Origin of the sequence: Streptomyces sp. NRRL WC-3605, from assembly GCF_001509795.1 — a bacterium.
Lineage (GTDB): Bacteria > Actinomycetota > Actinomycetes > Streptomycetales > Streptomycetaceae > Streptomyces > Streptomyces viridochromogenes.
Window position 1 is genome coordinate 66,607 of the sequence record NZ_LLZN01000056.1, and the last position, 21,189, is coordinate 87,795.

The window sequence follows — 21,189 nt, forward strand, 5'->3', positions numbered from 1 at the left end:
GGAGGCGCTGGGTGATCGAGCTCGAGGGGGTTCCCGAGCTGATCGACCCGGTCATGGTGGCCGCGTTCGAGGGCTGGAACGATGCCGGCGACGCCGCCTCCACCGCGGTCGCGCATCTGGACGGGGAGTGGAAGGGCGAGGTGTTCGCGGCGCTGGACGCCGAGGACTACTACGACTTCCAGGTGAACCGGCCCACGGTGTGGATGGACGCCGGAGTGCGCAAGATCACGTGGCCGACGACCCGGCTGTCCGTGGTCCGGGTCGGCGGTGACAAGCCGCGCGACCTCGTGCTGGTCCGCGGTATCGAACCGTCCATGCGCTGGCGCTCGTTCTGCAACGAGCTCCTCGGTTTCGCGCACGAGCTGGGCGTGGAGCTGGTGGTGATTCTGGGCGCCCTGCTCGGGGACACCCCGCACACGCGTCCGGTCCCGATCAGCGGGACGACCTCCGACCCGGATCTGGCCCGCCGGATGGATCTGGAGGAGACCAAGTACGAGGGCCCGACGGGCATCGTCGGCATCCTGCAGGAGGCCTGCACGCACGCCGGGGTGCCGGCGGTGTCGCTGTGGGCGGCGGTGCCGCACTACGTGTCGCAGCCGCCCAACCCGAAGGCGACGCTGGCGCTGCTGAACCGCCTGGAGGACCTGATCGACGTGCGGATCCCCCTGGGCGAGCTGCCGGAGGACGCGCGCGCCTGGCAGGTCGGCGTGGACCAGTTGGCCGCGGAGGACAGCGAGGTCGCCGAGTACGTGCAGACGCTGGAGGAGGCCCGGGACACCGCGGAGCTCCCGGAGGCGTCGGGCGAGGCGATCGCCCGCGAGTTCGAGCGCTATCTGCGCCGCCGGGACGGCGGCGGGCCGACGGCCGGCGGGCACGCCACCGACGGCCAGGACGGCCCTTCGGGCCCGCCCTACCGGCGGGAGGGCCCCGGTGGCCGGACACGTCCGCCGAAGCCGCCGCGGTCCGGCGGCAAGGACACGGACTCGGGCGGCAAGGACACGGACGAGGACGGCGAGTCGTCGGAGGACTGAGGGGTCACGACGAGCACGGGAAGACCGAGGGCGGTGCGCTGTGCAGCGCACCGCCCTCGGTCGTGCTCGGTCCGGGCCGGCTACAGGGCCACGCCCATGAGCGCGTCGACGGCGCGGGAGACGACGCCGGGGGCTGCGGTGTCCGTGCCGCCGTGCTCCTCCTGGGCGGCGGCCCAGCGGTCCACGGCGGCGAGCGCGGTGGGCGCGTCCAGGTCGTCGGCGAGGGCGTCGCGGATCTCGTCGACGAGTGCCTCGGCGGGCGGTCCGTCGGGCCGGGAGACGGCGGCGCGCCAGCGCTCCAGGCGGGCGACGGCGTCTCGGAGCACATCGTCGGTCCACTCCCAGTCGGCCCGGTAGTGGTGCGCGAGCAGGGCGAGCCGGATCGCGGCCGGGTCGACGCCGTCACGGCGCAGCTGGGAGACGAAGACCAGGTTGCCCTTGGACTTGGACATCTTCTCGCCGTGCAGGGCGACCATGCCGGCGTGGACGTACGCCTTGGCCATGGGGAACTCGCCGGTCAGCACCTGGGCGTGGGAGGCGCCCATCTCGTGGTGCGGGAAGGCGAGGTCGGAGCCGCCGCCCTGGACGTCGAAGCCCATGCCGAGGTGGTCGAGGGCGATGGCGACGCACTCGATGTGCCAGCCGGGGCGGCCCCGGCCGAGGGAGCCGCCGTCCCAGCTGGGCTCGCCCGGGCGGGCGGCCATCCACAGCATCGGGTCGAGGGGGTTCTTCTTGCCCGGGCGGTCCGGGTCGCCGCCGCGCTCGGCGGACAGCAGCCGCATGGCGGCCGCGTCCAGGTGGGAGACCTGGCCGAAGTGCGGGTCGGACTCGACGGAGAAGTAGATGTCGCCTTCGAGCTCGTAGGCGGCGCCGGCCTCCCGGAGCCGTTCGACCAGCGGGACGATTCCCGGTATGGCCTCGACGGCGCCGATGTAGTGGCGCGGCGGCAGCATCCGCAGGGCCGTCATGTCCTCGCGGAAGAGGGCGGTCTCCTTCTCGGCGAGGGCCACCCAGTCGACGGAGTCGCGCTCGGCCCGCTCCAGGAGGGGGTCGTCGACGTCCGTGACGTTCTGGACGTAGTGGACCTGGCGCTTGGTGTCGAGCCACACGCGCTGCACGAGGTCGAACGCGTTGTAGGTCGCCGCGTGCCCCAGGTGGGTGGCGTCGTACGGGGTGATGCCGCAGACGTAGATACGGGCGACGGGACCGGGGTCGAGGGTGACGAGTCCGCCGGTCGCGGTGTCGTGGATCCTCAGGTCGCGGCCCTGACCAGGCAGGGCGGGGACCTCAGAAGCGGGCCAGGCATGCATGTCATGAGCCTAACCGGACTGGAGTTCCGTATACGAACCGGACCGGTCCGGATGGCCGGTAAGGCGTTCTTGCGCCTCGGCGGCCGGTGTGCTGCCGGCCGCCGCCAGGTCCTACACGGGTGGCCAGGGGATGGCCGGCCAGTCGCCGCCGGGCTGCGGATGCACACCGGTGCCGAGCAGGGCGGCGACCCGCGCGCGGGTGGCGTCCACCTCGGCGGGGGTGATCAGCTCCGCGAGGCGTGCCGCGAGCGCGCCGCCGTCCTTCAGGCCGTCGTCCAGGGTGCGCAGGACCCGCAGGGCGTCGTCCGTGAGGGGCTCCCCCGCCCAGCCCCACAGCAGGGTGCGCAGCTTGTCGTCGACGTGGAAGGTCACGCCGTGGTCGATGCCGTGGAGCCGGCCGTCGGCGGTGGGCAGCAGATGCCCGCCCTTGCGGTCGGCGTTGTTGATCACGGCGTCCAGGACGGCGAGCCGCCGCAGCCGTTCGTCGTCGGCGTGCACGAGGAGCGCGGTGCGGCCCTCGCCGACCTCGGCGAAGCCGATCGCCTTCCAGCCTGGCTCCGGTTCCTCCCCGTCCACGAGGGCGAGCAGGTCCGCCTCGGGGGCCACGTCGATCCAGAGCTGGACCATGCCCTCGCCGTACGGCCCGTCGCGCAGCACGGTGGGCGGTACGAGCCCCCAGCCGGTCGCCTCGGAGACCTCGTACGCGGCGACCTCGCGCTCGGCGAGGGTGCCGTCGGGGAAGTCCCACAGCGGCTGCTCGCCGGCGACCGGCTTGTACACGCAGGACGCCTCACGTCCGTCGTGGGCGACGGTGCACAGGAGCGCGGCGTTGGAGGCCTCGCGGATGCGGCCGCGCACGGTCAGCTCACCCTCGGTGAGCAGGTCCACGGGGGTCACGCTCCGCGGCGGTATCCGTTCTGGCGCGGACATACGTGTCCTTCCGGGTCGAGCGGGAGGCTGCACAGCGGACACGGCGGCCGCCCGGCGTTGACGACGTCCAGGGCGCGTTTGGCGAAGGCTCTCGCCTGGGCGCCGGTGAGCCGGACCCGCAGCATCGGGGGGCCGTTCTCCTCGTCCTGGAGGAGGCGCTCCTCGGCCTCGGCGAGGTCCTCCTCGGTCTCGGCGTCGAGCTCCACCAGGGCCTGCGCCTCGACGATCATGCGCTGTTCCTCGCCGTCCCAGGCCAGGGCCATGGTGCCGACGCGGAACTCCTCCTCGACGGGGGTCTCCAGCGGGTCGGTGTCGGCGATCTCGCTGGGGGCCACGGCGGGGACGGCAGCGCTGCCCCCGCTGCGCCGTACGACCTCGTCCAGCAGTTCGTCCATGCGCTCGGCGAGGGCGGCGACCTGTGTCTTCTCCAGGGCCACGCTGGTCACCCGGGGGCCGGCGGTGGCCTGGAGGAAGAACGTACGGCGTCCGGGCAGTCCGACCGTGCCGGCCACGAAACGGTCCGGGGGGTCGTAGAGGAACACCTGACGGGACACGTCCTGTCTCCATGGGGGTCGTGAGTACGGCGGTTCGGGGAAGTCACGGGTGGTGCGGGCGGCGCTGGGCCGACCGCTTCACCCTACTGCGCCGGACGATCACGGTGCGCCCGCGCCGCCCCCGACGGCGGCGTCACCGGCGGCGGGCTCCTCACGGGGGGCGAGGGACGCGAAGTCGCCGGTGTCCCCGAGGCGTACGAGGAACGGCCTCAGACGGGTGTAACGGATCGCGGTGATGGAACACGGTTCAACGGAGATCCTCTGGAAGAGGTCGAGATGAAGACCGAGTGCGTCCGCGACGAGCGACTTGATGATGTCGCCGTGCGAGCACATCACATAGACGGCGTCGGCGCCGTGGTCGCGCTCCACGCGCGCGTTCCACTCGCGGACGGCCTCGGCGGCGCGGGTCTGCATGGCCCGCATCGACTCGCCGCCGGGGAACGCCGCAGCGGAGGGGTGGGCCTGGACGACCTCCATCAGCGGCTCGTCCGCGAGGTCGGCGAGCTTGCGGCCGGACCAGTCGCCGTAGTGGCACTCCCCGATGCGTTCCTCAGTGTGCGCGGTGAGGCCGGGGCGGGCGTCCAGGAGGGGGCGGATCGTCTCCTGGCAGCGCTGCAGGGGGCTGCTGACGACCTCGGCGATCGGCAGGGCGGCGAGCCGGGCGGGCAGCGCGGCGGCCTGCCGGGTCCCGCGTTCGTCGAGGGCGACGCCGGGCGTCCAGCCGGCGAGCACCCCTTCGGTGTTGGCGGTGGAGCGTCCGTGGCGGACCAGGATCAGCGTGGGCATGCCGTCCAGCCTAGGCATACGGGCGGACGCACTCGGGACCGGATGACGGGAGAACACACTCTGTGATCGTCGACTGCGCCATCTACCGTGACGGGCGTCGCGCGGAAGGGCCCCCTCGGGACTTCTCCGACGCCCTCGACCTGTGCCGTCTGCAGGACGACGCCTTCGTGTGGATCGGCCTGCACGAGCCGACCGAGGACGAGTTCGACAAGGTCACCGAGGAGTTCGGGCTGCATCCGCTGGCCGTGGAGGACGCCCTGAAGGCGCACCAGCGGCCGAAGATGGAGGTGTACGACGACTCGCTGTTCGTGGTCCTCAAGCCGGTCGATTACGAGCCGAGGAGCGATGTCGTCACCGCGGGTGAGGTGATGCTGTTCATCGGCGACTCGTTCGTGGTGACGGTCCGGCACGGGGCGGAGACCCCGCTCGGGGCGGTCCGCACACGTCTGGAGCATGAGCCGGACATGCTGCGGCACGGTCCGACGGCGGTGCTGTACGCGGTCGCCGACGCCGTGGTCGACCACTATCTCGAGGTGGCCGAGGAGCTGAGCGTCGACCTGGAGGAGCTGGAGGCGGAGGTGTTCTCGCCCGCGGCGAGCGGCTCGCGGAACACCGCCTCGCGCGTGTACGCCTTCAAACGGCAGGTCCTGGAGTTCCGCAGGGCTACGGGGCCGTTGGCGCAGCCCCTGGCCCGGCTCGCCCAGACCGGGCCGGCCGGTGCGCGGGTGCCGTTCGTGCGCGACGAGGCGCAGCCGTTCTTCCGGGACGTGAGCGACCACCTCACGCGCGTGAACGAGTCCGTGGAGGGCCTGGACCGGCTGGTGTCGGACGTCCTGTCGGCACACCTGGCGCAGACGGGGGTGCGGCAGAACGACGACATGCGCAAGATCTCCTCGTGGGCGGCCATGGCCGCCCTCCCCACGCTGCTCGCGGGGATCTACGGCATGAACTTCGAGCACATGCCCGAGCTGACCTGGGAGTGGTCGTACCCGACGCTGCTCGTCGTCATGGCCGCCCTAGAACTCCTGCTGTACCGCACTTTCAAACGCCGGGGCTGGCTGTAGGGGGTGTCCGCCAGGCGGTCAGGCGAACTCGGGGGCCGAGGTGGCCGGGCCCCCGAGGGCGTCGCGGCGTTCCGGCATCGACAGGGAAACCATGCGCCGCCAGCCGGCGATCCGCTCCCAGGCGTACACCGCGTGGATGCCCGCGGCGAGGACGGCCGCCTTGGGGCGGGACCAGCCCAGGATGCGGCCCATGTGGTCCATGACCGCGAGGCTGACGTCCCGGTAGATGCGGATCTCGGCGAGCGCGCACTCGCGCAGGGTCCGCTGGATGGCCCGGCCGTGCCCCTGGGCGGCGTAGCGCAGGAGCTCCTCGTGGCAGTAGGCGAGGTGGTTGTCCTCGTCGCCGGAGATCATGCGCACCGCGCGGCCGATGTCGGGGTGGTCGGCGAAGTGCTTGCGCAGCAGGTCCATCTGCTCGGAGGCCCGCTGCTCGGTGACGCGGCTGTGCGCGAGGTAGGTGACGATGTCCTGCACGGTGAGCGGCTGGTCGCTCTTGAGTTTGTCGTGGGCGAGGCCGATGCCGTGCCGTTCGAGCAGCATCGTGTAGTCGGTCTCGGGTGGGACGGGCACCGGTTCGAGGCCGCGCTTCTTCAGCAGGGCGTTGAAGATCCGCCCGTGCTTGTCCTCGTCGGCGCCGTGCCGGGTGATCTTGGGGGCGAGGGCGCGTTCGCTCGGGGGGACGAGCGCGGCGATGCGCGCGTTCTCCCAGCCGCCCTGGGACTCGCCGCTGGCCGCGATGGAGCAGAACAGCTGGAACGACTCGTCGTTGTCGAGGATCTCCTGGAACAGACTCTTGGCCGAAAGCATCGTGGGGCACCTCTCTCAGGACGCCGCAGGAATCCCGCGAAGAACGAGTCAAATGCGGTGAGAGTGGTGCCGCAACAGCTGTGTCGGACAACTGGGCCGAAAGGATGACGCGCCGGGCACCACGGATGCGTAACCACCCGGGGCCCGCGCGCGTTGTTCCCCGTGACGGCCGTGGCGGGGAAGACCCCCGAGCCCCCACCACGGCCGTAGGAATGTCCGGGACCGGCGCCCCGAGGCCAGGGGGTCAGGCGAGGCCGGCGCGCTCCAGTGCCTCGACGCCGGCGCGCAGCGACCGCAGCCGCTCGTCGAGGGTGAAGCCTGCGGGCGCGAGGGACAGCGTGGTGACGCCGGCGGCGGCGTAGGCCTTCATCCGGTCGGCGATGCGGTCGACGGAGCCGAGCAGCGTGGTCCGGTCGATCAGCTCCTGCGGTACGGCGGCCGCGGCGCCCTGCTTGTCGCCGGAGAGGTACTTGGCCTGGATGTCGGCGGCTTCCTTCTCGTAGCCCATGCGCTGGGCGAGCTGGTTGTAGAAGTTCTGCTTGGCGCTGCCCATGCCGCCGACGTACAGCGCGGTGTAGGGGCGGAAGGTGTCGGCGAGGGACGCCACGTCCTTGTCGTCGCCGACGGCGAGCGGCAGCGTCGGGCAGACGTCGAAGCCGTCGAGGGTCTTGCCGGCCTTCTCGCGGCCCGCGCGCAGATGCCGGATGGTGGTGTCCTCCAGGTGGTCCGCGGAGGGGAAGATGAGCAGGGCGCCGTCGGCGATCTCGCCGGTCTGCTCCAGGTTCTTCGGGCCGATCGCGGCGATGTAGAGCGGGATGTGCTCGCGCTGCGGGTGCACGGTCAGCTTGATCGGCTTGCCGGGGCCGCCGGGCAGCGGCAGCGTCCAGTGCTCGCCCTCGTAGCTGAGGCGCTCGCGCGTCATGGCCCGGCGGACGATCTCGACGTACTCGCGGGTGCGGGCGAGCGGCTTGTCGAACTTGACGCCGTACCAGCCCTCGGAGACCTGCGGTCCGGAGACGCCGAGGCCGAGCCGGAAACGGCCGCCGGACAGGGAGTCCAGGGTCGCGGCGGTCATCGCGGTCATGGCGGGCTGGCGGGCCGGGATCTGGAAGATCGCGGAGCCGACGTCGATGCGCTCGGTCTGGGCGGCGACCCAGCTGAGCACGGTGGCCGCGTCCGAGCCGTACGCCTCGGCGGCCCAGCACACGGCGTACCCGAGCCGGTCGGCCTCCTGCGCGACGGCGAGATTGTCCGCGTCCATTCCGGCACCCCAGTAGCCGAGGTTGATCCCGAGCTGCATGGCCGACTCCTCTTACCGATCAGTAACGTCCTGTGTGGGCCAGACCTTAGCGCGGGGGGCCGGTCACGGGGAGGGCGGTGTGGCGGGGGTCGCCCCGTCGGCGGCGCCGGCCTCGCCGAAACTGGTCATCCACAGGCGCCCACAGGTCAGGTTCTGGCCAGTAATCTCGGCGTTCATGGAGCAGAGGCATCTCGGCCGCACCGGCCTGCGCGTGTCCCGGATCGGGCTCGGCACGCTCACCTGGGGAAGGGACACCGACGAGCACGACGCGGCGGACCTCCTGAAGACGTTCTGGGAGGCCGGCGGCACCCTCGTGGACACGGCCGACGTGTACGGCGACGGGGAGGCGGAGTATCTGCTGGGGCGGCTCATGGAGGGACTCGTTCCGCGCCGGGACCTGGTCATCTCGACGAAGGCGGGCAGCGTCCCCGACCCCGACCGCCGGTTCGACGGCTCGCGCGGCCATCTGCTCTCCGCGCTGGACGCCTCACTGGCCCGCCTCGGCACGGAGTACGTCGACGTCTGGCACATCCACGCCTACGACCCGCACACCCCGCTCGACGAGACGCTGCACGCCCTCGACCTGGCGGTGTCCAGCGGCCGCGCCCGGTACGTCGGCGTGTCCAACTTCTGCGGCTGGCAGCTCGCCAAGGCGGCCACCTGGCAGCTCGCGGCGCCGGGCACCCGGACCCGGCTGGCGAGCACACAGCTGGAGTACTCGCTGCTCCAGCGGGGCGTGGAGCGCGAGGTGCTGCCCGCCGCGCTGGACCTGGGGATCGGCCTGCTGCCGTCGTCGCCGCTGGGCCGGGGCGTGCTGACCGGCAAGTACCGCAACGGGACGCCGCCGGACTCGCGCGGCGGCTCCGAGCACCTGGCGCCGTTCGTCGCCCCGTACCTCGACGACACGGCGAGCCGCATCGTGGACGCCGTGCAGACGGCCGCCGACGGGCTGGCCGTCTCCCCGCTCCAGGTCGCCCTCGCGTGGGTCCGCGACCGGCCGGGCGTGACCGCCCCCGTCATAGGCGCGCGCACCGCGCAGCAGCTCACGGCCGCGTTGTCAGTGGAGGACCTTAGTCTTCCTGACGAGATCTGCCGGGCGCTCGACGACGTCTCCGCGCCCGTGCACCGCTATCCCGATCACGACTGGAGCACGCTGTGAGCACGGAGCCGCCCGAGAGCACGGAGGACGCCGAGCCGGTGACGCCGGCGGCCGGGGACGAGCCGGCCGGCACCGACGGGCCCGTCGACGGCCCCCCCGAGGAGACCGCCACCGCCCCCGCGGCCGAGGGCGACGCGGCGAAGCAGCTGTCCGAGGCCGAGGCCGAGCTCGCCGCCCAGCGCCTGGAGCGGGAGCGGATCGAGCGGCGCAAGGCCGAGAAGCAGGGGCCCGTGACCGCCGGGGCCAAGCTCAGTGGGAAGGCCGCGGACCTGCTCGCCGCGGTACGGGCCGTGGAGAGCGGCGCCAAGCCCGCCGCCACCGTCTTCAGCGAGCCGGAGCCGCCGCGCCGCCCCGCGCCCGAGCCGGTGTCCCGACCCGCGCCCGTCGCCGAGCCGGGCGCGCCCTCCGTGCCCGCGCCGGAGAGCGTCGAGGCGGTGCGGCGCGTGCTGACCGAGGGCGGCGCCCCCGAAACGCTCGCGCCGCAGGTGGCGGCGGCCCTCGGCGAGAGCGCCGCGCAGGCGCTGCCGGAGGACCCGTGGCAGCTGCTGCGGGTTCCCGGCGTACGGCCCGAGCAGGCGGACGGGTTCGCGCGGGCGCTGCTCGGCGCCGAGTGCGCGCCGGACGACGAGCGGCGCGGGCGCGCGGTCACCGGATGGCTGCTGGAACAGGCGGCGCTCGCCGGGCACACGGCGCTGGAGCTGCCGGCGCTGACGGCCGCGCTGGCCCGGCAGGGCGTGCCCGACCCGGACGCGGCCGTGCAGGACACCCTGGCCGAGGGTGAGGCCCTGGCGTTCCAGGACGCCCTGGACCAGCCCGGCGCCCCGGCCGCCGCGAGCGGCGGGGCGGGCGAGGAGGGCGGGGACGAGGAGCGGCCGGTGCGGGTCCTGGTCGGCCTGGAGCGGTACGCCCTGGCCGAGGAGAGCCTCGCCGACGGACTGGCCCGGCTGATCAACTCGGCGCCCAAGCAGGACGGTTCGGCCGAGGACTGGGAGCGCGCGGCGGGCGGTTCGGGCTCCGCCGCCGAGCTGATCCGCGCGGTCGCCGCGCACGGCCTCGTCCTGCACACCGGCGGGGAGGCGTCGCTGGCCGAGCCGGCGGCGCTGCTGCGTGCGGCGGAGGCGCTGGGGCTGCGGGCCTGGGCCGCCGCGCACACCCCGGCCGGCCGGGACCGCTTCGCGGCCCTGCCCGACGGGCCCGAGGCGGGGGCCGGGCGGACGGCGGCGACCGTCGCCGGTCTGCTCTCCGGCGCGGAGGGCCCCGGCCGGGACACGGACGGCGCCCTCGACCTGGACCTGCTGGTGGTGCTGGACGCACCGCTGCTGGACGTCGAGACGGCGGCCCTGCTGACCGAGTCGCTGCCCGACGGGGCCCGGCTGGTGCTCGCCGGCGATCCCGGAGTGCTGTGGTCGGCGGGCCCGGGCCGGGTGTTCGCCGACCTGCTGGCGGCGCGGGTCTGCCCCCAGATCGCCTCGCGGCGCCCGGACCCCGGACCGCTGGGCGAGCTGGTGTCCGGCATCGGCATCGGCGAGCTGATCCAGGTGGAGGCCCCCGGCAAGGAGGTCGTGATCGTGCCGGTCCGGGACGCGGGCGAGGCCGTGCACCGCACCGTGCAGCTCGTCGCGGACTCGGTGCCGCGGGCGATCGGCGTCCCGCCCGAGGAGACCCAGGTGATCACGCCGGGACACGGCGGCGCGGCCGGTACGCGCGCGCTCAACGCCGCCCTCAAGGCCCGTCTCAACCCCGGCCCGGGCCGTTTCGGCGGCTTCGACCCCGGGGACCGCGTCGCCTACTCCCCCGCGCCGGGCCGTACGGTGCCGGGGCAGGTCGTGGGGGCCGACGCGGAGGGGCTGCGGCTGACCTGCGCGGGAGAGGCCGTGCTCGTGCCGAGGGAGCGGGTCGAGCAGTCCGTGCGGCACGGCTGGGCGCTCACCGCTCACCAGGCTGCGGGCGGCCGCTGGCCGGCGGCGGTCGTGGTCCTGCCCGGCGACGCCGCCCAGGCGCTGAGCCGTCCCTGGGTCTACACGGCCTTCAGCCGCGCCGACCGCCATCTGTCCGTCGTCCACGGCGTGGAGCAGGCCCTGCCCCGGGCCGTCGCCGAGGTCCCGGCGAAGCCGCGCACGACCCGGCTGGCGGCGCTGCTGCGGCCGCAGGTGCCGACGCCGGCGTGATCCGACGGCTCGCTCACGACGACGGCGGCGGTCACGGAGGTGTCTCTCCGTGACCGCCGCCGTCGCGTGGGGTGCGCCTCAGCGCCGGTCCGCGTCCGCGTCCGCGTCGAGAGGCTCGATCTCGTCCTCGAGGTCGTCGTCGGCGTCCTCGTCGGGGTCCTCCGCCTCGTCGACGTCGTCCGGGTCGTCGTCGAAGACGGTGCTCACGTCGAAGCGGCAGATCACCCGCTGCGGGTCGGCGCCCTCGAAGGGGGCCTCCAGCCACTCGCCGGGGTCGGCCTGCTCGTCCGACGCGGTCACCCAGAGCGTCGAGTCGCCCTCCTCCAGACCGAACTCCTTGTGCCGGGACGCGATCTCGTCCGGCTCGAACTCGCCGAACAGCAGCCCCAGCGCTCCGTGCACGGTGCCCGAGGCGTCCCCGTCCGCGCCGTCGTCGTAGTCCGCCGCCTCGATGCGCTCGGCATGGGCCCTCAGCCGCTGTGGCTCCACCACGGAGTAGTCGCGCCGGATCAGCACGCTCACCGCGCTCGGCTCCTCGGGCCCCGTGTACGGGGGCAGTGCGTCCTCGGTGCCGGGGATCTCGAACGGGGTGACCTCGTCGTAGCGGTCGTAGAGCAGCTCGTCGTAGACCTCGGCGGCGGCTGCCAACTCGTTGAACGCCTCGTAGACGGCCGGGTCGTCCTCGCCCGACCGGCGTTCGACGGCGGCCAGGTGGCGGTCGAGCGCGGTCTTGACCGCCTCGGCGGCGGCGCGTACCTCGGCAGCGGTGGGCTGCACAGCATCAGACATAGTGCAGACGCTATCCGTACCGGGCCCCAGCCCGCACAATAGATGCGATGCCGGAATACGAATTTGTCGACGTGTACGTTCCGCGCGGGGTCTCCCGCAAGGACGCCACACGTCTGCTGACGGACCATGCCGAGTACGGACACTGGGAGTTGGACCGCCTGAGCCTGCTGCGCGACGGCAGCCGCCGGGTGCGGTTGCGGCGCCGGATCATCCGCCAGGTGCGGGCCACCTGGTGAGCTGAGCCACAGACCGGACGGACGGAACAGAAGCGGGCCCCGCGTGGACGGGGCCCGCTGCTTTCGTGCCGTCGGTCACGTCCTAGGCGGACTGACGGGCCTTGCGGTACAGCACCGCGCCCGCGAGCAGCGCGCCGGCGCCGACCGGCAGGACGAGGCCCATCGGGACGTCGCTGCCGGTCTGGGCGAGCTGGGCGTCGCCCTGGGGCTGGGTGACGAAGTGGGCGCCCGGCTCGTTGCCGTGCGAGCCGCCGCCCGGGGTGCTCGGCTCCTCGGGCGTACCGGGGGTGCCGGGCTCACCGGGGTTGCCGGGCTCACCAGGGTTGCCCGGCTCTCCCGGGTTGCCCGGCTCTCCCGGGTTGCCGGGCTCACCAGGGTTACCCGGCTCACCGGGATTCCCCGGGTTTCCAGGGTTGCCGGGGTTGCCCGGGTTTCCGGGATTCCCCGGGTTTCCAGGGTTACCCGGGTTTCCGGGGTTGCCCGGCTCCTCCGGCGAACCCGGCGGGTTCTGGTGCCCGCCGCCATTGGCGCAGTCGTTGCCCTCGGCCGCGTTGCCGATGCCGATGACGTCGACGGTGTTGCCGCACACGTTGACCGGAACGTGCACCGGCACCTGGACGCTGTTGCCCGAGCCGACGCCCGGCGAGTGACTGGCGTGCCCGTCCGCCTTGGCGCCCTTGCCGCCCTTGTTGGCGCAGCTGTTGCCCATCGCGGGGTTGAGGACGCCCACCACGTTGACGGTGTTGCCGCAGACGTTGACCGGCACGTGCACCGGCACCTGCACCGAGTTGCCCGACAGCACGCCGGGCGAGTGGGACGAGGAGCCGTGCGCACCCGAGCCGGTGGCGTGGGCGGCGCCGCCCGCGGCCGCGATGACCCCGGTCGCCGCCGCCACGGTCATCAGGCCCTTGCGGGTGACCTGTCGCATTGCTGAATACCTGCCTTCGACCTTGTTCCGAGAAGACACGTCGGGAGATCGGCCGACGTTCCGTAAAGGCCGGTCGGCCCCGGAGCGCATGGCACGCGCTCCGGGGCCGACGGCTCAGCCCTGGTCACAGGGCGAGGCACAACGTCACTTGTTGGTGCAGGTGTTGCCGAAGGCGGGGTTCAGCAGCCCGATCACGGAGACCGTGTTGCCGCAGACGTTCACGGGGATGTGAATCGGAGCCTGGATGACGTTGCCGGACACGAGGCCCGGGGAGTGCACCGCGGCACCCTGAGCACCCGAGTCGGCAACGGCCAGGCCCGCGCCCGCGAGAACCAGCCCACCGGTGGCAGCCGCAGCGGCGACGACCTTCTTGATCATTGTTCCTCCTTGTTGGCAATGCGATCTCACTTGCTGATCGCATCACCTGTAACGAGGAGCGGTTAATAGAGCTACGACCCTATGAGCGTGTTCACCCGTCCAGAGCACAGCCAGTACGCCTGGTCGAATTACGAGGCGTCGATGAACCGGTCGAGGACCCGCACGCCGAACCGCAGCCCGTCGACCGGCACGCGCTCGTCGACGCCGTGGAACATGCCCGCGAAGTCCAGCTCCGGGGGGAGCTTCAGCGGAGCGAAGCCGAAGCCGCGGATGCCGAGGTCGTCGAAGGACTTGGCGTCGGTGCCGCCGGACAGCATGTACGGAATGGCCTTGGCCGCCGGGTCCTCCGCGACCAGCGCCGACTGCATCGCGGCCACCAGGGCGCCGTCGAAGCCGGTCTCCACGGCCTTGTCGGCGTGCACGTCCTCGCGGCGGACGTTCGGTCCGAGGATGCGGTCGAGGTCGGCCAGAAACTCCTCCTCGTATCCGGGCAGGAAGCGGCCGTCGACGTGTGCGGTGGCCTCGCCGGGGATGACGTTGACCTTGTAGCCGGCGTTCAGCTGGGTCGGGTTGGCCGTGTTGCTGAGGGTGGCCCCGATGAGCTTGGCGATGCCGCCGAGCCTGGCGAGGGTGCCCTCCATGTTCTCGGGGTCGAGCTCGGTGCCGAGCGCGTCGCCCAGTTCGTCGAGGAAGGCGCGGGTGGTCTTGGTGACGCGGACGGGGAACGTGTGGCGGCCGAGGCGGGCGACGGCCTCCGACAGCTCGGTGATGGCGTTGTCCCGGTGGATCATCGAGCCGTGCCCGGCGGTGCCGGCCACGGTCAGCTTCATCCAGTGCATGCCCTTCTCGGCCGTCTGGATCAGGTAGAGCCGCCGCTCCTCGCTCACCGTGAACGAGAACCCGCCGACCTCGCTGATGGCCTCCGTGACGCCCTCGAAGAGGTCCGGGTGCTTGTCGACGAGGAACCGGGCGCCGTAGGTGCCGCCGGCCTCCTCGTCGGCGAGGAACGCGAGCACGATGTCCCGCGGGGGCCTGCGGCCGCTGCGCAGCCGGTCGCGGACGACCGCGAGGGTCATCGCGTCCATGTCCTTCATGTCGACGGCGCCGCGCCCCCACACGCAGCCGTCGGCGATCTCGCCGGAGAACGGGTGGTGGGTCCAGTCGTCGGCGTTGGCCGGGACGACGTCGGTGTGCCCGTGGATGAGCAGCGCGGGCCGGGAGGGGTCCTCGCCCTCGATGCGCGCCACGGTGGAGGCGCGTCCCGGGTGCGACTCGAAGATCTTCGGCTCGAGGCCCACCTCGGCGAGCTTCTCGGCGACGTACTCGGCCGCCGCGCGCTCGCCGGGGCCCGAGTGGTCCCCGTAGTTGCTGGTGTCGATGCGGATCAGCTCGCGGCAGAGGTCCACGACCTCGTCCTCGCCGGTGACGTTCCTGGTCGTGTCCGTGTCGCTCACGCTGCTTCCTCCCGCGGTGTCACTGCTGGTGGGTCCCCCTCATCCTCTCTCTCCGCCCGGCGGGGCCCAAGAGCGGCCACACGTCGTCACACGCCGTTCACGCCGTCCCGGGGGGTGATCGGGACCCTTCGAAAGCCTGGTAGTGTTTTCTCTGTCGCCGCGAGGGAGACCCGCGCGACAGACACCTTGTCCGGGTGGCGGAATGGCAGACGCGCTAGCTTGAGGTGCTAGTGCCCTTTATCGGGCGTGGGGGTTCAAGTCCCCCCTCGGACACAGATCGGACAGCCCCTCCTGGTGAGGGGCTGTTCGTCGTTGTGGGGTGCTTCCCCGTGCGCGGGCCGGCACCGGCACAATGGGGGCCATGTCCCGACGCACCGCCCGTTCCTCCTCCCTGTCCAGGTCCTCGGCCGGGTGCCCGTGCGGGCTGCCCGGCTCGTACGAGGCGTGCTGCGGGCGGTTCCACTCCGGGGCGGCGGCCGCGCCGACCGCCGAGGCGCTGATGCGGTCGCGGTACAGCGCGTTCGTGCGGGGCGAGGTGCCGTATCTGCTGCGCACCTGGCATCCGCGGACGCGTCCGGCGCAGTTGGACCTGGATCCGGGGACGCGGTGGACGGGGCTGGAGATCCTCGGGACGGGGGACGGCTCGGCCTTCCACTCCACGGGGACGGTCACCTTCCGGGCCTCGTTCCGCGGCGGGTCGCTGCACGAGCGCAGCCGGTTCGAGCGGGTGGACGGGGCCTGGGTGTACGTGGACGGGGAGTTCCTGGGCTGAGGCCCGTCACGGGGCCAGGATGTCGAGTTCCTGGAGGGCGCCGACCGTGATCTCGCGGGTGAGGTGCTCGGCGCGGACGGCGTCGCCCGCGCGGACCGCCTCGGCGACCTGGACGTGCAGGGTGACCGCCGCCGGGTCGGGGTCCTCGAACATGACCTCGTGATGGGTGCGGCCGGCCAGCACCTCCGCGACGACGTCGCCGAGCCGGGCGAACATCTCGTTGCCCGAGGCGTTGAGGATGACGCGGTGGAAGGCGACGTCGTGCAGGAGGTAGCCCTCCAGCTGGTGGCCGCGCGAGTGGGAGACCATGCCGAGGGCGCACTCGGTGAGTTCGGCGCACTGCTCGGCGGTGGCGTGCTTGGCGGCGAGGCCCGCCGCGACCGGTTCGACGGCCGAGCGCAGCACGGTGAGCGAGCGCAGCTGGTGCGGCCGGTCGGAACAGGCCAGCCGCCAGCGGATGACCTGTGGGTCGTAGACGTTCCACTCGGCCTTGGGGCGGACCGTGACGCCGACGCGGCGGCGGGACTCGACGAGGTGCATGGACTCCAGGACGCGTACCGCCTCGCGCATCACGGAGCGTGAGACGTCGAAGCGCTGGGCGAGTTCGTCCGTGCGCAGGACACTGCCCGGCGGATACTCGCCCGCGGTGATCGCGGGGCCGAGGGAGTCCAGAACTCGGCCGTGCAGCCCCCGGCCCGTAGTGCTCATGCACTCAGCGTACGGGCAGGATCACGGGAACAAAAAGTCAGACTTATATGTCACAGGCTCTTGATTCGTCGTACCTAATGGGTTTCAGTGTCCGTCGACATCACGTGTCGACGAGGACAGACAGTGAGGCAGCGATGAACACCCCCCATGTCGTCGTGGTCATGGGCGTCGCGGGCACCGGGAAGACCACCATCGGTCCCCTGCTCGCGGCCCGCCTCGGCGTTCCCTACGCCGAGGGCGACGACTTCCACTCCGAGGCCAACATTGCCAAGATGTCGGCCGGCACCCCGCTCGACGACGACGACAGGTGGCCGTGGCTCGACGCCATCGGCGCCTGGGCGCACCGCCGGGCCGGGCTCGGCGGAGTGGTCAGCTGCTCCGCGCTGAAGCGCTCGTACCGCGACCGGTTGCGGGCCGCCGCGCCGGGCGTCGTGTTCGTGCACCTCGCGGGTGACCGCGCGGTGATCGAGGACCGGATGTCGCACCGGCAGGGGCACTTCATGCCGACCGCGCTGCTCGACTCCCAGTTCGCCACCCTCCAGCCGCTCGCGGAGGACGAGGCGGGCGTCGCCGTGGACGTGGCCGGCACCCCCGAGGAGATCACCGAACGGGCCGTCACGGCCCTGACGGCGCTCCCCGAGCCGACCGTGTAACTCCCCTCCCCACCCCCGTACCTGCAAGGGAAACCCCGTGACCAGACTCAGCGTCGAGATGCTGGCAGCGGACCCCGTCGAGCCCATCACCTCGGCGGGACACGCTCAGCTCGGTGTCGCCGTCCTGGTGGGCATCGCCGTCATCGTGCTGCTCATCACCAAGTTCAAGCTCCACGCCTTCCTGTCCCTGACCCTCGGGTCGCTGGTGCTCGGCGCGATCGCCGGGGCACCGCTGGACAAGGTCATCGCCAGCTTCACCGCCGGCCTCGGCTCCACGGTCGCGGGCGTCGGCGTGCTGATCGCCCTGGGCGCCATCCTCGGCAAGATGCTCGCCGACTCCGGCGGCGCCGACCAGATCGTCGACACCATCCTCGCCAAGGCGGGCGGCCGCTCGATGCCGTGGGCGATGGTGCTGATCGCGTCCGTGATCGGACTGCCGCTGTTCTTCGAGGTCGGCGTGGTGCTGCTGATCCCGGTCGTGCTGATGGTCGCCAAGCGCGGCAACTACTCGCTGATGCGCATCGGCATCCCCGCGCTGGCCGGTCTGTCCGTGATGCACGGTCTGGTCCCGCCGCACCCCGGCCCGCTGGTCGCGATCGACGCGGTCGGTGCCAACCTGGGCGTGACTCTGGCGCTCGGCGTCCTGGTCGCGATACCGACCGTGATCATCGCGGGCCCCGTGTTCTCGAAGTTCGCCGCCCGCTGGGTGGACGTCCCGGTGCCGGAGCGGATGATCCCGCAGCGCGCCTCCGAGGACCTGAAGAAGCTTCCCGGCTTCGGCGCCACCCTGGCGACGATCCTGCTGCCGGTCGTCCTGATGCTGTCCAAGGCGCTGGTCGACATCGTCGTGGACGACCCGGAGAACACCGTCCAGCGGGTCTTCGACGTCGTCGGCTCCCCGCTGATCGCCCTGCTCGCCTCCGTGCTGGTCGGCATCTTCACGCTGCTGGCGCCGGCCGGGTTCGGCAAGGAGCGCGTCTCGCCGCTCGTCGAGAAGGGCCTCGCCCCGATCGCGGGCATCCTGCTGATCGTCGGCGCGGGCGGCGGCTTCAAGCAGACGCTGATCGACACCGGTGTGGGCCAGATGGTCCTGGACATCTCCAAGGACTGGTCGATCCCCGCGCTGCTGCTCGCCTGGCTGATCGCGGTGGCGATCCGGCTGGCCACGGGCTCGGCGACGGTCGCGACGGTCTCCGCGGCCGGTCTGGTCGCCCCGCTCGCGGCCGACATGTCGACCACGCACGCGGCCCTGCTCGTCCTGGCCATCGGCGCCGGCTCGCTGTTCTTCAGCCATGTCAACGACGCCGGGTTCTGGCTGGTGAAGGAGTACTTCGGGCTGAACGTCGGCCAGACCATCAAGACCTGGTCCGTCATGGAGACGATCATCTCCGTGGTGGCCGGCGGCTCGGTCCTGCTGCTGTCCCTCGTGTTGTAGGGGTACGGCGATGGCGGCTCACCCGCTCTTCGGCATCTCCGGGCGCACGGCCCCCGTGGCGGGCGTCGCGGACGTCGGGGAGCGGGTGGGCCCGCCGCATCTCGCGCGCGTGATCTTGTCCCGGATGCCCGGAAGATGCCCTGAAGGTGCCGCGCGACCGCCCTGCCGACGCCGTCACGACTTCCCCAGGAGCGCGAAGAGCCCGATGATGTGGTGATCCCCCGGAGGCAGCCGCGGCCGTCGGGGGCACGGACATCGGGGGGGTCTCATGGCGGTTTCCCTCGGGATGCGTATCTCGGGGCTGCTGTTCGTCGGCGCGGTGGCGGTGGCCGCCGCCGCCTTCACCGGCCTGGAGGGCACCGACCGTGCGGACGGCGGGGGCGGCGGACCGGCGGTGAGCGCGGACCCCTCCACCGGGCCGGTCACGGCCTCCCCCTCCCCCACCGCTCCCAAGCGCCCCGACGGGCACATCGGCGCCCCCGCGATCACCGGCGCTCCCGGTGCCGTCGCGGGCGGCGGGACACTGCGCCGTTCCGGCCCAGGACCCGCGCCGTCGGAGAGCCGCGAGCATGTCGTGGCGCCCGCCTGGCTGCCGCCAGGCCCCGGCTCACCGGACCTCGACGGCACGGCCGACCCGGCGGGCGTGTACGACCGGCTCCGGGACCCCGCCGCGTGCGGGACCGCGCTGGACGGCGTCCCCGGGGCGGCGGACGGCGACGAGTGGACGCTCCTGCGGGCCCTGTCCTCGGCCTGTCGGGCCGTGCAGGGCCAGGGCGGCGACTGGGAGCAGGCGGGCCGGGACCACGCGGCCCTGGCCGGCACGGCGCGGTCCTGCAAGGGGCGTGCCGCCTACGCGGTGCTGGGCGGGCTGCTCGACTTCCACCGGCGCAGTCCCACCGCCACCGTGCGGCTGCGGACGCCCGCGGGCGGTGCCCCGGCGTGCCGCTACCGGATCACTGGGGTGGACACGGGCGGTGACGGCACCGCGCGGCCCGCCGAAGTGATCGGCGTCGAGCTGGCGGACGCCTACTTCGACCCCGCCGAACTGCCGCAGGCCGCGACGGTGACGGTCGGGGGCCGGCAGGTGCCGGGCGTCCCGCTGCTGGGGCCGCGCTCCGGTGGCACCGTCGTCCTGTCCGTGGTGGTCCCGGCGCTCGGCCCGGGTCCGGTGGACGTGTCCGTGCGCTACGGCACCGACGAGGTGCGTCTGCCGCAGGCGTTCACGATCGCTCCGCCGGACGTGCTGCCCGACCCGGAGCCGGAACAGGAGCAGGACCCCGGAACCGGCCCCGGCCCCGGCACCGGCACCGGCACCGACCAGGACGAGGACGGGCCGGCCGGGGCCCTGTCCTTCACCTGGTCAGGGGCGCCATAGGGAGTGCTCCCGCTCGGCCCACTCCCGGCTGACGGTGCCCCTGCGGAGGCCGTGGCGGGCCTCCGGGTCGGCCAGGGCCATGCCGATGTGGCCGGCGAGGACGATGCCGAGGGTGAGCGCGAGCCAGTCGTGCACGAAGGTGGCGCTGGTGCGCCAGCGCAGAGGCGTGAGGTGGGTGAACCACATCAGCAGGCCGGTGCCGAGCATCACGAGCGTCGCCCCGGCGAACCAGGAGGCGTAGATCTTCTGCCCGGCGTTGAACTTGCCCGCGGGACGGGAGCCGGGGCGCCGGTCGCGGCGCAGGACGGCCCGCAGCCAGGTCCGGTCGTGCGGGCCGAAGCGGTTGAGGAGGCCCAGGTCGCGGCGGAAGGCGCCGGAGACCAGTCCGGCCAGGGCGGGCACGGGCAGGGCGAGGCCGGCCCACTCATGGACGCGGACCACGAGCTCGCGGCGGCCCACCAGCTCGGCGAACTGCGGGATGTAGAGGCAGGCCGCGGTCACCACGCACACGCCCATCAGCGCGGCGGTGGCGCGGTGCACGTGCCGGGCGGCCGGGGTGAAGCGGCGGACCTCCGTGGCCGGGCGGGGCACGTCAACTCGTGGGGTCATCGTCGCGTCCGTTCGATCGGCCGACCCAGGCGTCGACGTCGTAGCCCCGTTCCTCCCAGTAGCCCGGCCGCACGTCCCGGGTGACGGTGATGCCGGAGAGCCACTTGGCGGACTTGTAGAAGTACATGGGGGCGACGTAGAGGCGTGCGGGGCCGCCGTGGGCGTGGCCGAGGTCCTCGTCCTGCATGCGCAGGGCGACGAGGACGTCGGAGCGGCGTGCCTGGTCGAGGGTGAGGCTCTCGGAGTAGGCGCCGTCGAAGCAGGTGAAGCGCACGGCGCCCGCGCCGGGGCGCACGCCGGCGGCGTCGAGCAGCCGGGACAGCCGTACGCCCTCGAAGGGGGTGCCGGGGACCCGCCAGCCGGTGACGCACTGGACGTCGCGGACGAGCCGGGTCTGCGGGAGCGCCCGCAGGTCGGCCAGCGTGTAGGAGTGCGGGCGGTCGACGAGGCCGTCGACGGTGAGGCGGTAGTCGGTGGCGCTCTTGCGGGGGACGGAGGCGGTGACCGAGTAGTAGCGGAAGCCGCCGCCGTTGGGGAGCAGGTCGGTCAGGCCGGTGGGGTCCTTGTCGGACGCTCCGGCGAGGAAGGACTCCAGGCCGCGTTGCAGGGTGGGCGCGGTGACCACGCCGAGGGCGCCGAGACCGAGGGTGCCGAGGAGGACGCGGCGGCCGATGGGCCTGCCCCGCTCCTCTCCCTGGGGCTCGGGGGCGCCGGGCTGTTCGGGGTTCACCCCCTCATTCGAA

The 21,189-nt window shown here is 73.0% G+C and carries 22 protein-coding genes and 1 tRNA gene; 10 read left to right on the top strand and 13 right to left on the bottom strand.

Annotated features, from left to right (window positions below; translation table 11 throughout):
• The first annotated feature begins 11 nt into the window (after positions 1-11).
• Entirely contained in the window at positions 12-1,031 is a 1,020-nt protein-coding gene (locus ADL34_RS17220) for a PAC2 family protein (RefSeq protein ID WP_062670877.1), read from the top strand.
• 80 nt (positions 1,032-1,111) lie between these two features.
• Here ADL34_RS17220 and mshC read toward each other — a convergent pair whose 3' ends face one another.
• From mshC to ADL34_RS17240, 4 genes are all read right to left on the bottom strand, one after another.
• Positions 1,112-2,341 carry a cysteine--1-D-myo-inosityl 2-amino-2-deoxy-alpha-D-glucopyranoside ligase gene (gene mshC / locus ADL34_RS17225; protein WP_062670875.1) on the bottom strand — a complete coding sequence of 410 codons (1,230 nt, stop codon included), beginning with the start codon at positions 2,339-2,341 and terminating at the stop codon, positions 1,112-1,114.
• A 111-nt stretch (positions 2,342-2,452) separates the two neighbouring features.
• Positions 2,453-3,271 carry an SCO1664 family protein gene (locus ADL34_RS17230; RefSeq protein ID WP_062670873.1) on the bottom strand — a complete coding sequence of 273 codons (819 nt, stop codon included), beginning with the start codon at positions 3,269-3,271 and terminating at the stop codon, positions 2,453-2,455.
• Positions 3,235-3,825 carry a DUF3090 domain-containing protein gene (locus ADL34_RS17235; RefSeq protein ID WP_062670871.1) on the bottom strand — a complete coding sequence of 197 codons (591 nt, stop codon included), beginning with the start codon at positions 3,823-3,825 and terminating at the stop codon, positions 3,235-3,237. Before ADL34_RS17235 ends, ADL34_RS17230 begins: the two co-directional genes overlap by 37 nt.
• Before the next feature lie 99 nt (positions 3,826-3,924).
• Positions 3,925-4,611 (bottom strand): histidine phosphatase family protein, encoded by a 687-nt coding sequence (locus tag ADL34_RS17240; protein ID WP_062670869.1) that lies wholly within the window; start codon positions 4,609-4,611, stop codon positions 3,925-3,927.
• A gap of 62 nt (positions 4,612-4,673) precedes the next feature.
• Here ADL34_RS17240 and corA point away from each other — a divergent pair, with 62 nt between their 5' ends.
• Positions 4,674-5,675: a magnesium/cobalt transporter CorA gene (gene corA / locus ADL34_RS17245; RefSeq protein WP_062670867.1), complete on the top strand. Its 1,002-nt coding sequence runs from the start codon at positions 4,674-4,676 to the stop codon at positions 5,673-5,675.
• Positions 5,676-5,693: 18 nt separating this feature from the next.
• Here the strand turns inward: corA and ADL34_RS17250 are convergent, their stop codons facing one another.
• On the bottom strand, positions 5,694-6,482 hold the full coding sequence (locus tag ADL34_RS17250) for a hypothetical protein (RefSeq protein WP_062670866.1): 789 nt from the start codon (positions 6,480-6,482) through the stop codon (positions 5,694-5,696).
• Between the two features lie 244 nt (positions 6,483-6,726).
• On the bottom strand, positions 6,727-7,782 hold the full coding sequence (locus tag ADL34_RS17255) for an LLM class F420-dependent oxidoreductase (protein WP_062670864.1): 1,056 nt from the start codon (positions 7,780-7,782) through the stop codon (positions 6,727-6,729).
• Between the two features lie 175 nt (positions 7,783-7,957).
• On the opposite strand from ADL34_RS17255, the gene ADL34_RS17260 reads away from it, so the two are divergent.
• Both ADL34_RS17260 and ADL34_RS17265 read left to right on the top strand, forming a co-directional pair.
• A complete protein-coding gene (locus ADL34_RS17260; protein ID WP_062670863.1) occupies positions 7,958-8,941 on the top strand; it encodes an aldo/keto reductase in 984 nt (327 codons plus the stop codon).
• Positions 8,938-11,109 carry a helix-hairpin-helix domain-containing protein gene (locus ADL34_RS17265; protein ID WP_062670860.1) on the top strand — a complete coding sequence of 724 codons (2,172 nt, stop codon included), beginning with the start codon at positions 8,938-8,940 and terminating at the stop codon, positions 11,107-11,109. The genes ADL34_RS17260 and ADL34_RS17265 overlap by 4 nt, the downstream gene beginning before the upstream one ends.
• 78 nt (positions 11,110-11,187) lie before the next feature.
• Here the strand turns inward: ADL34_RS17265 and ADL34_RS17270 are convergent, their stop codons facing one another.
• The gene (locus ADL34_RS17270; RefSeq protein WP_062670858.1) at positions 11,188-11,898 is read right to left on the bottom strand and encodes a hypothetical protein; all 711 of its coding nucleotides are present in this window, start codon (positions 11,896-11,898) and stop codon (positions 11,188-11,190) included.
• Between the two features lie 47 nt (positions 11,899-11,945).
• Here ADL34_RS17270 and ADL34_RS17275 point away from each other — a divergent pair, with 47 nt between their 5' ends.
• Positions 11,946-12,134, top strand: a complete 189-nt coding sequence (locus ADL34_RS17275) for a DUF5703 family protein (protein ID WP_005485166.1) — start codon at positions 11,946-11,948, stop codon at positions 12,132-12,134.
• 82 nt (positions 12,135-12,216) lie between these two features.
• On the opposite strand, the gene ADL34_RS37110 is transcribed toward ADL34_RS17275, so the two are convergent.
• The 3 genes from ADL34_RS37110 to ADL34_RS17290 all read right to left on the bottom strand — a co-directional run bounded on the left by ADL34_RS37110 (position 12,217) and on the right by ADL34_RS17290 (position 14,894).
• On the bottom strand, positions 12,217-13,062 hold the full coding sequence (locus ADL34_RS37110) for a chaplin (protein ID WP_062670856.1): 846 nt from the start codon (positions 13,060-13,062) through the stop codon (positions 12,217-12,219).
• A 144-nt stretch (positions 13,063-13,206) separates the two neighbouring features.
• Complete coding sequence (gene chpH, locus ADL34_RS17285) at positions 13,207-13,440, bottom strand: chaplin ChpH (RefSeq protein ID WP_062670854.1); 234 nt, start codon at positions 13,438-13,440, stop codon at positions 13,207-13,209.
• A gap of 128 nt (positions 13,441-13,568) precedes the next feature.
• Entirely contained in the window at positions 13,569-14,894 is a 1,326-nt protein-coding gene (locus ADL34_RS17290) for a M20/M25/M40 family metallo-hydrolase (RefSeq protein ID WP_062670852.1), read from the bottom strand.
• Positions 14,895-15,082: 188 nt separating this feature from the next.
• Here ADL34_RS17290 and ADL34_RS17295 point away from each other — a divergent pair.
• Together ADL34_RS17295 and ADL34_RS17300 are read left to right on the top strand one after the other, a co-directional pair.
• Positions 15,083-15,167: transfer RNA gene (locus ADL34_RS17295), tRNA-Leu, on the top strand.
• An 88-nt stretch (positions 15,168-15,255) separates the two neighbouring features.
• Positions 15,256-15,666 carry a YchJ family protein gene (locus ADL34_RS17300; RefSeq protein ID WP_062670928.1) on the top strand — a complete coding sequence of 137 codons (411 nt, stop codon included), beginning with the start codon at positions 15,256-15,258 and terminating at the stop codon, positions 15,664-15,666.
• Positions 15,667-15,672: 6 nt separating this feature from the next.
• Here the strand turns inward: ADL34_RS17300 and ADL34_RS17305 are convergent, their stop codons facing one another.
• The gene (locus tag ADL34_RS17305; protein ID WP_062670850.1) at positions 15,673-16,374 is read right to left on the bottom strand and encodes a FadR/GntR family transcriptional regulator; all 702 of its coding nucleotides are present in this window, start codon (positions 16,372-16,374) and stop codon (positions 15,673-15,675) included.
• A gap of 134 nt (positions 16,375-16,508) precedes the next feature.
• On the opposite strand from ADL34_RS17305, the gene ADL34_RS17310 reads away from it, so the two are divergent.
• From ADL34_RS17310 to ADL34_RS17320, 3 genes are all read left to right on the top strand, one after another.
• Positions 16,509-17,027: a gluconokinase gene (locus ADL34_RS17310; RefSeq protein ID WP_062670848.1), complete on the top strand. Its 519-nt coding sequence runs from the start codon at positions 16,509-16,511 to the stop codon at positions 17,025-17,027.
• A 37-nt stretch (positions 17,028-17,064) separates the two neighbouring features.
• On the top strand, positions 17,065-18,462 hold the full coding sequence (locus ADL34_RS17315; protein ID WP_062670846.1) for a GntP family permease: 1,398 nt from the start codon (positions 17,065-17,067) through the stop codon (positions 18,460-18,462).
• A gap of 268 nt (positions 18,463-18,730) precedes the next feature.
• Positions 18,731-19,837, top strand: coding sequence for a hypothetical protein (locus ADL34_RS17320; protein ID WP_159038932.1), 1,107 nt, complete (start codon positions 18,731-18,733; stop codon positions 19,835-19,837).
• On the opposite strand, the gene ADL34_RS17325 is transcribed toward ADL34_RS17320, so the two are convergent.
• Together ADL34_RS17325 and ADL34_RS17330 are read right to left on the bottom strand one after the other, a co-directional pair.
• On the bottom strand, positions 19,823-20,446 hold the full coding sequence (locus tag ADL34_RS17325; RefSeq protein WP_062670843.1) for a cytochrome b/b6 domain-containing protein: 624 nt from the start codon (positions 20,444-20,446) through the stop codon (positions 19,823-19,825). The genes ADL34_RS17320 and ADL34_RS17325 overlap by 15 nt on opposite strands.
• Positions 20,430-21,176, bottom strand: a complete 747-nt coding sequence (locus tag ADL34_RS17330) for a molybdopterin-dependent oxidoreductase (protein WP_062670841.1) — start codon at positions 21,174-21,176, stop codon at positions 20,430-20,432. Before ADL34_RS17330 ends, ADL34_RS17325 begins: the two co-directional genes overlap by 17 nt.
• Positions 21,177-21,189: the final 13 nt, after the last annotated feature.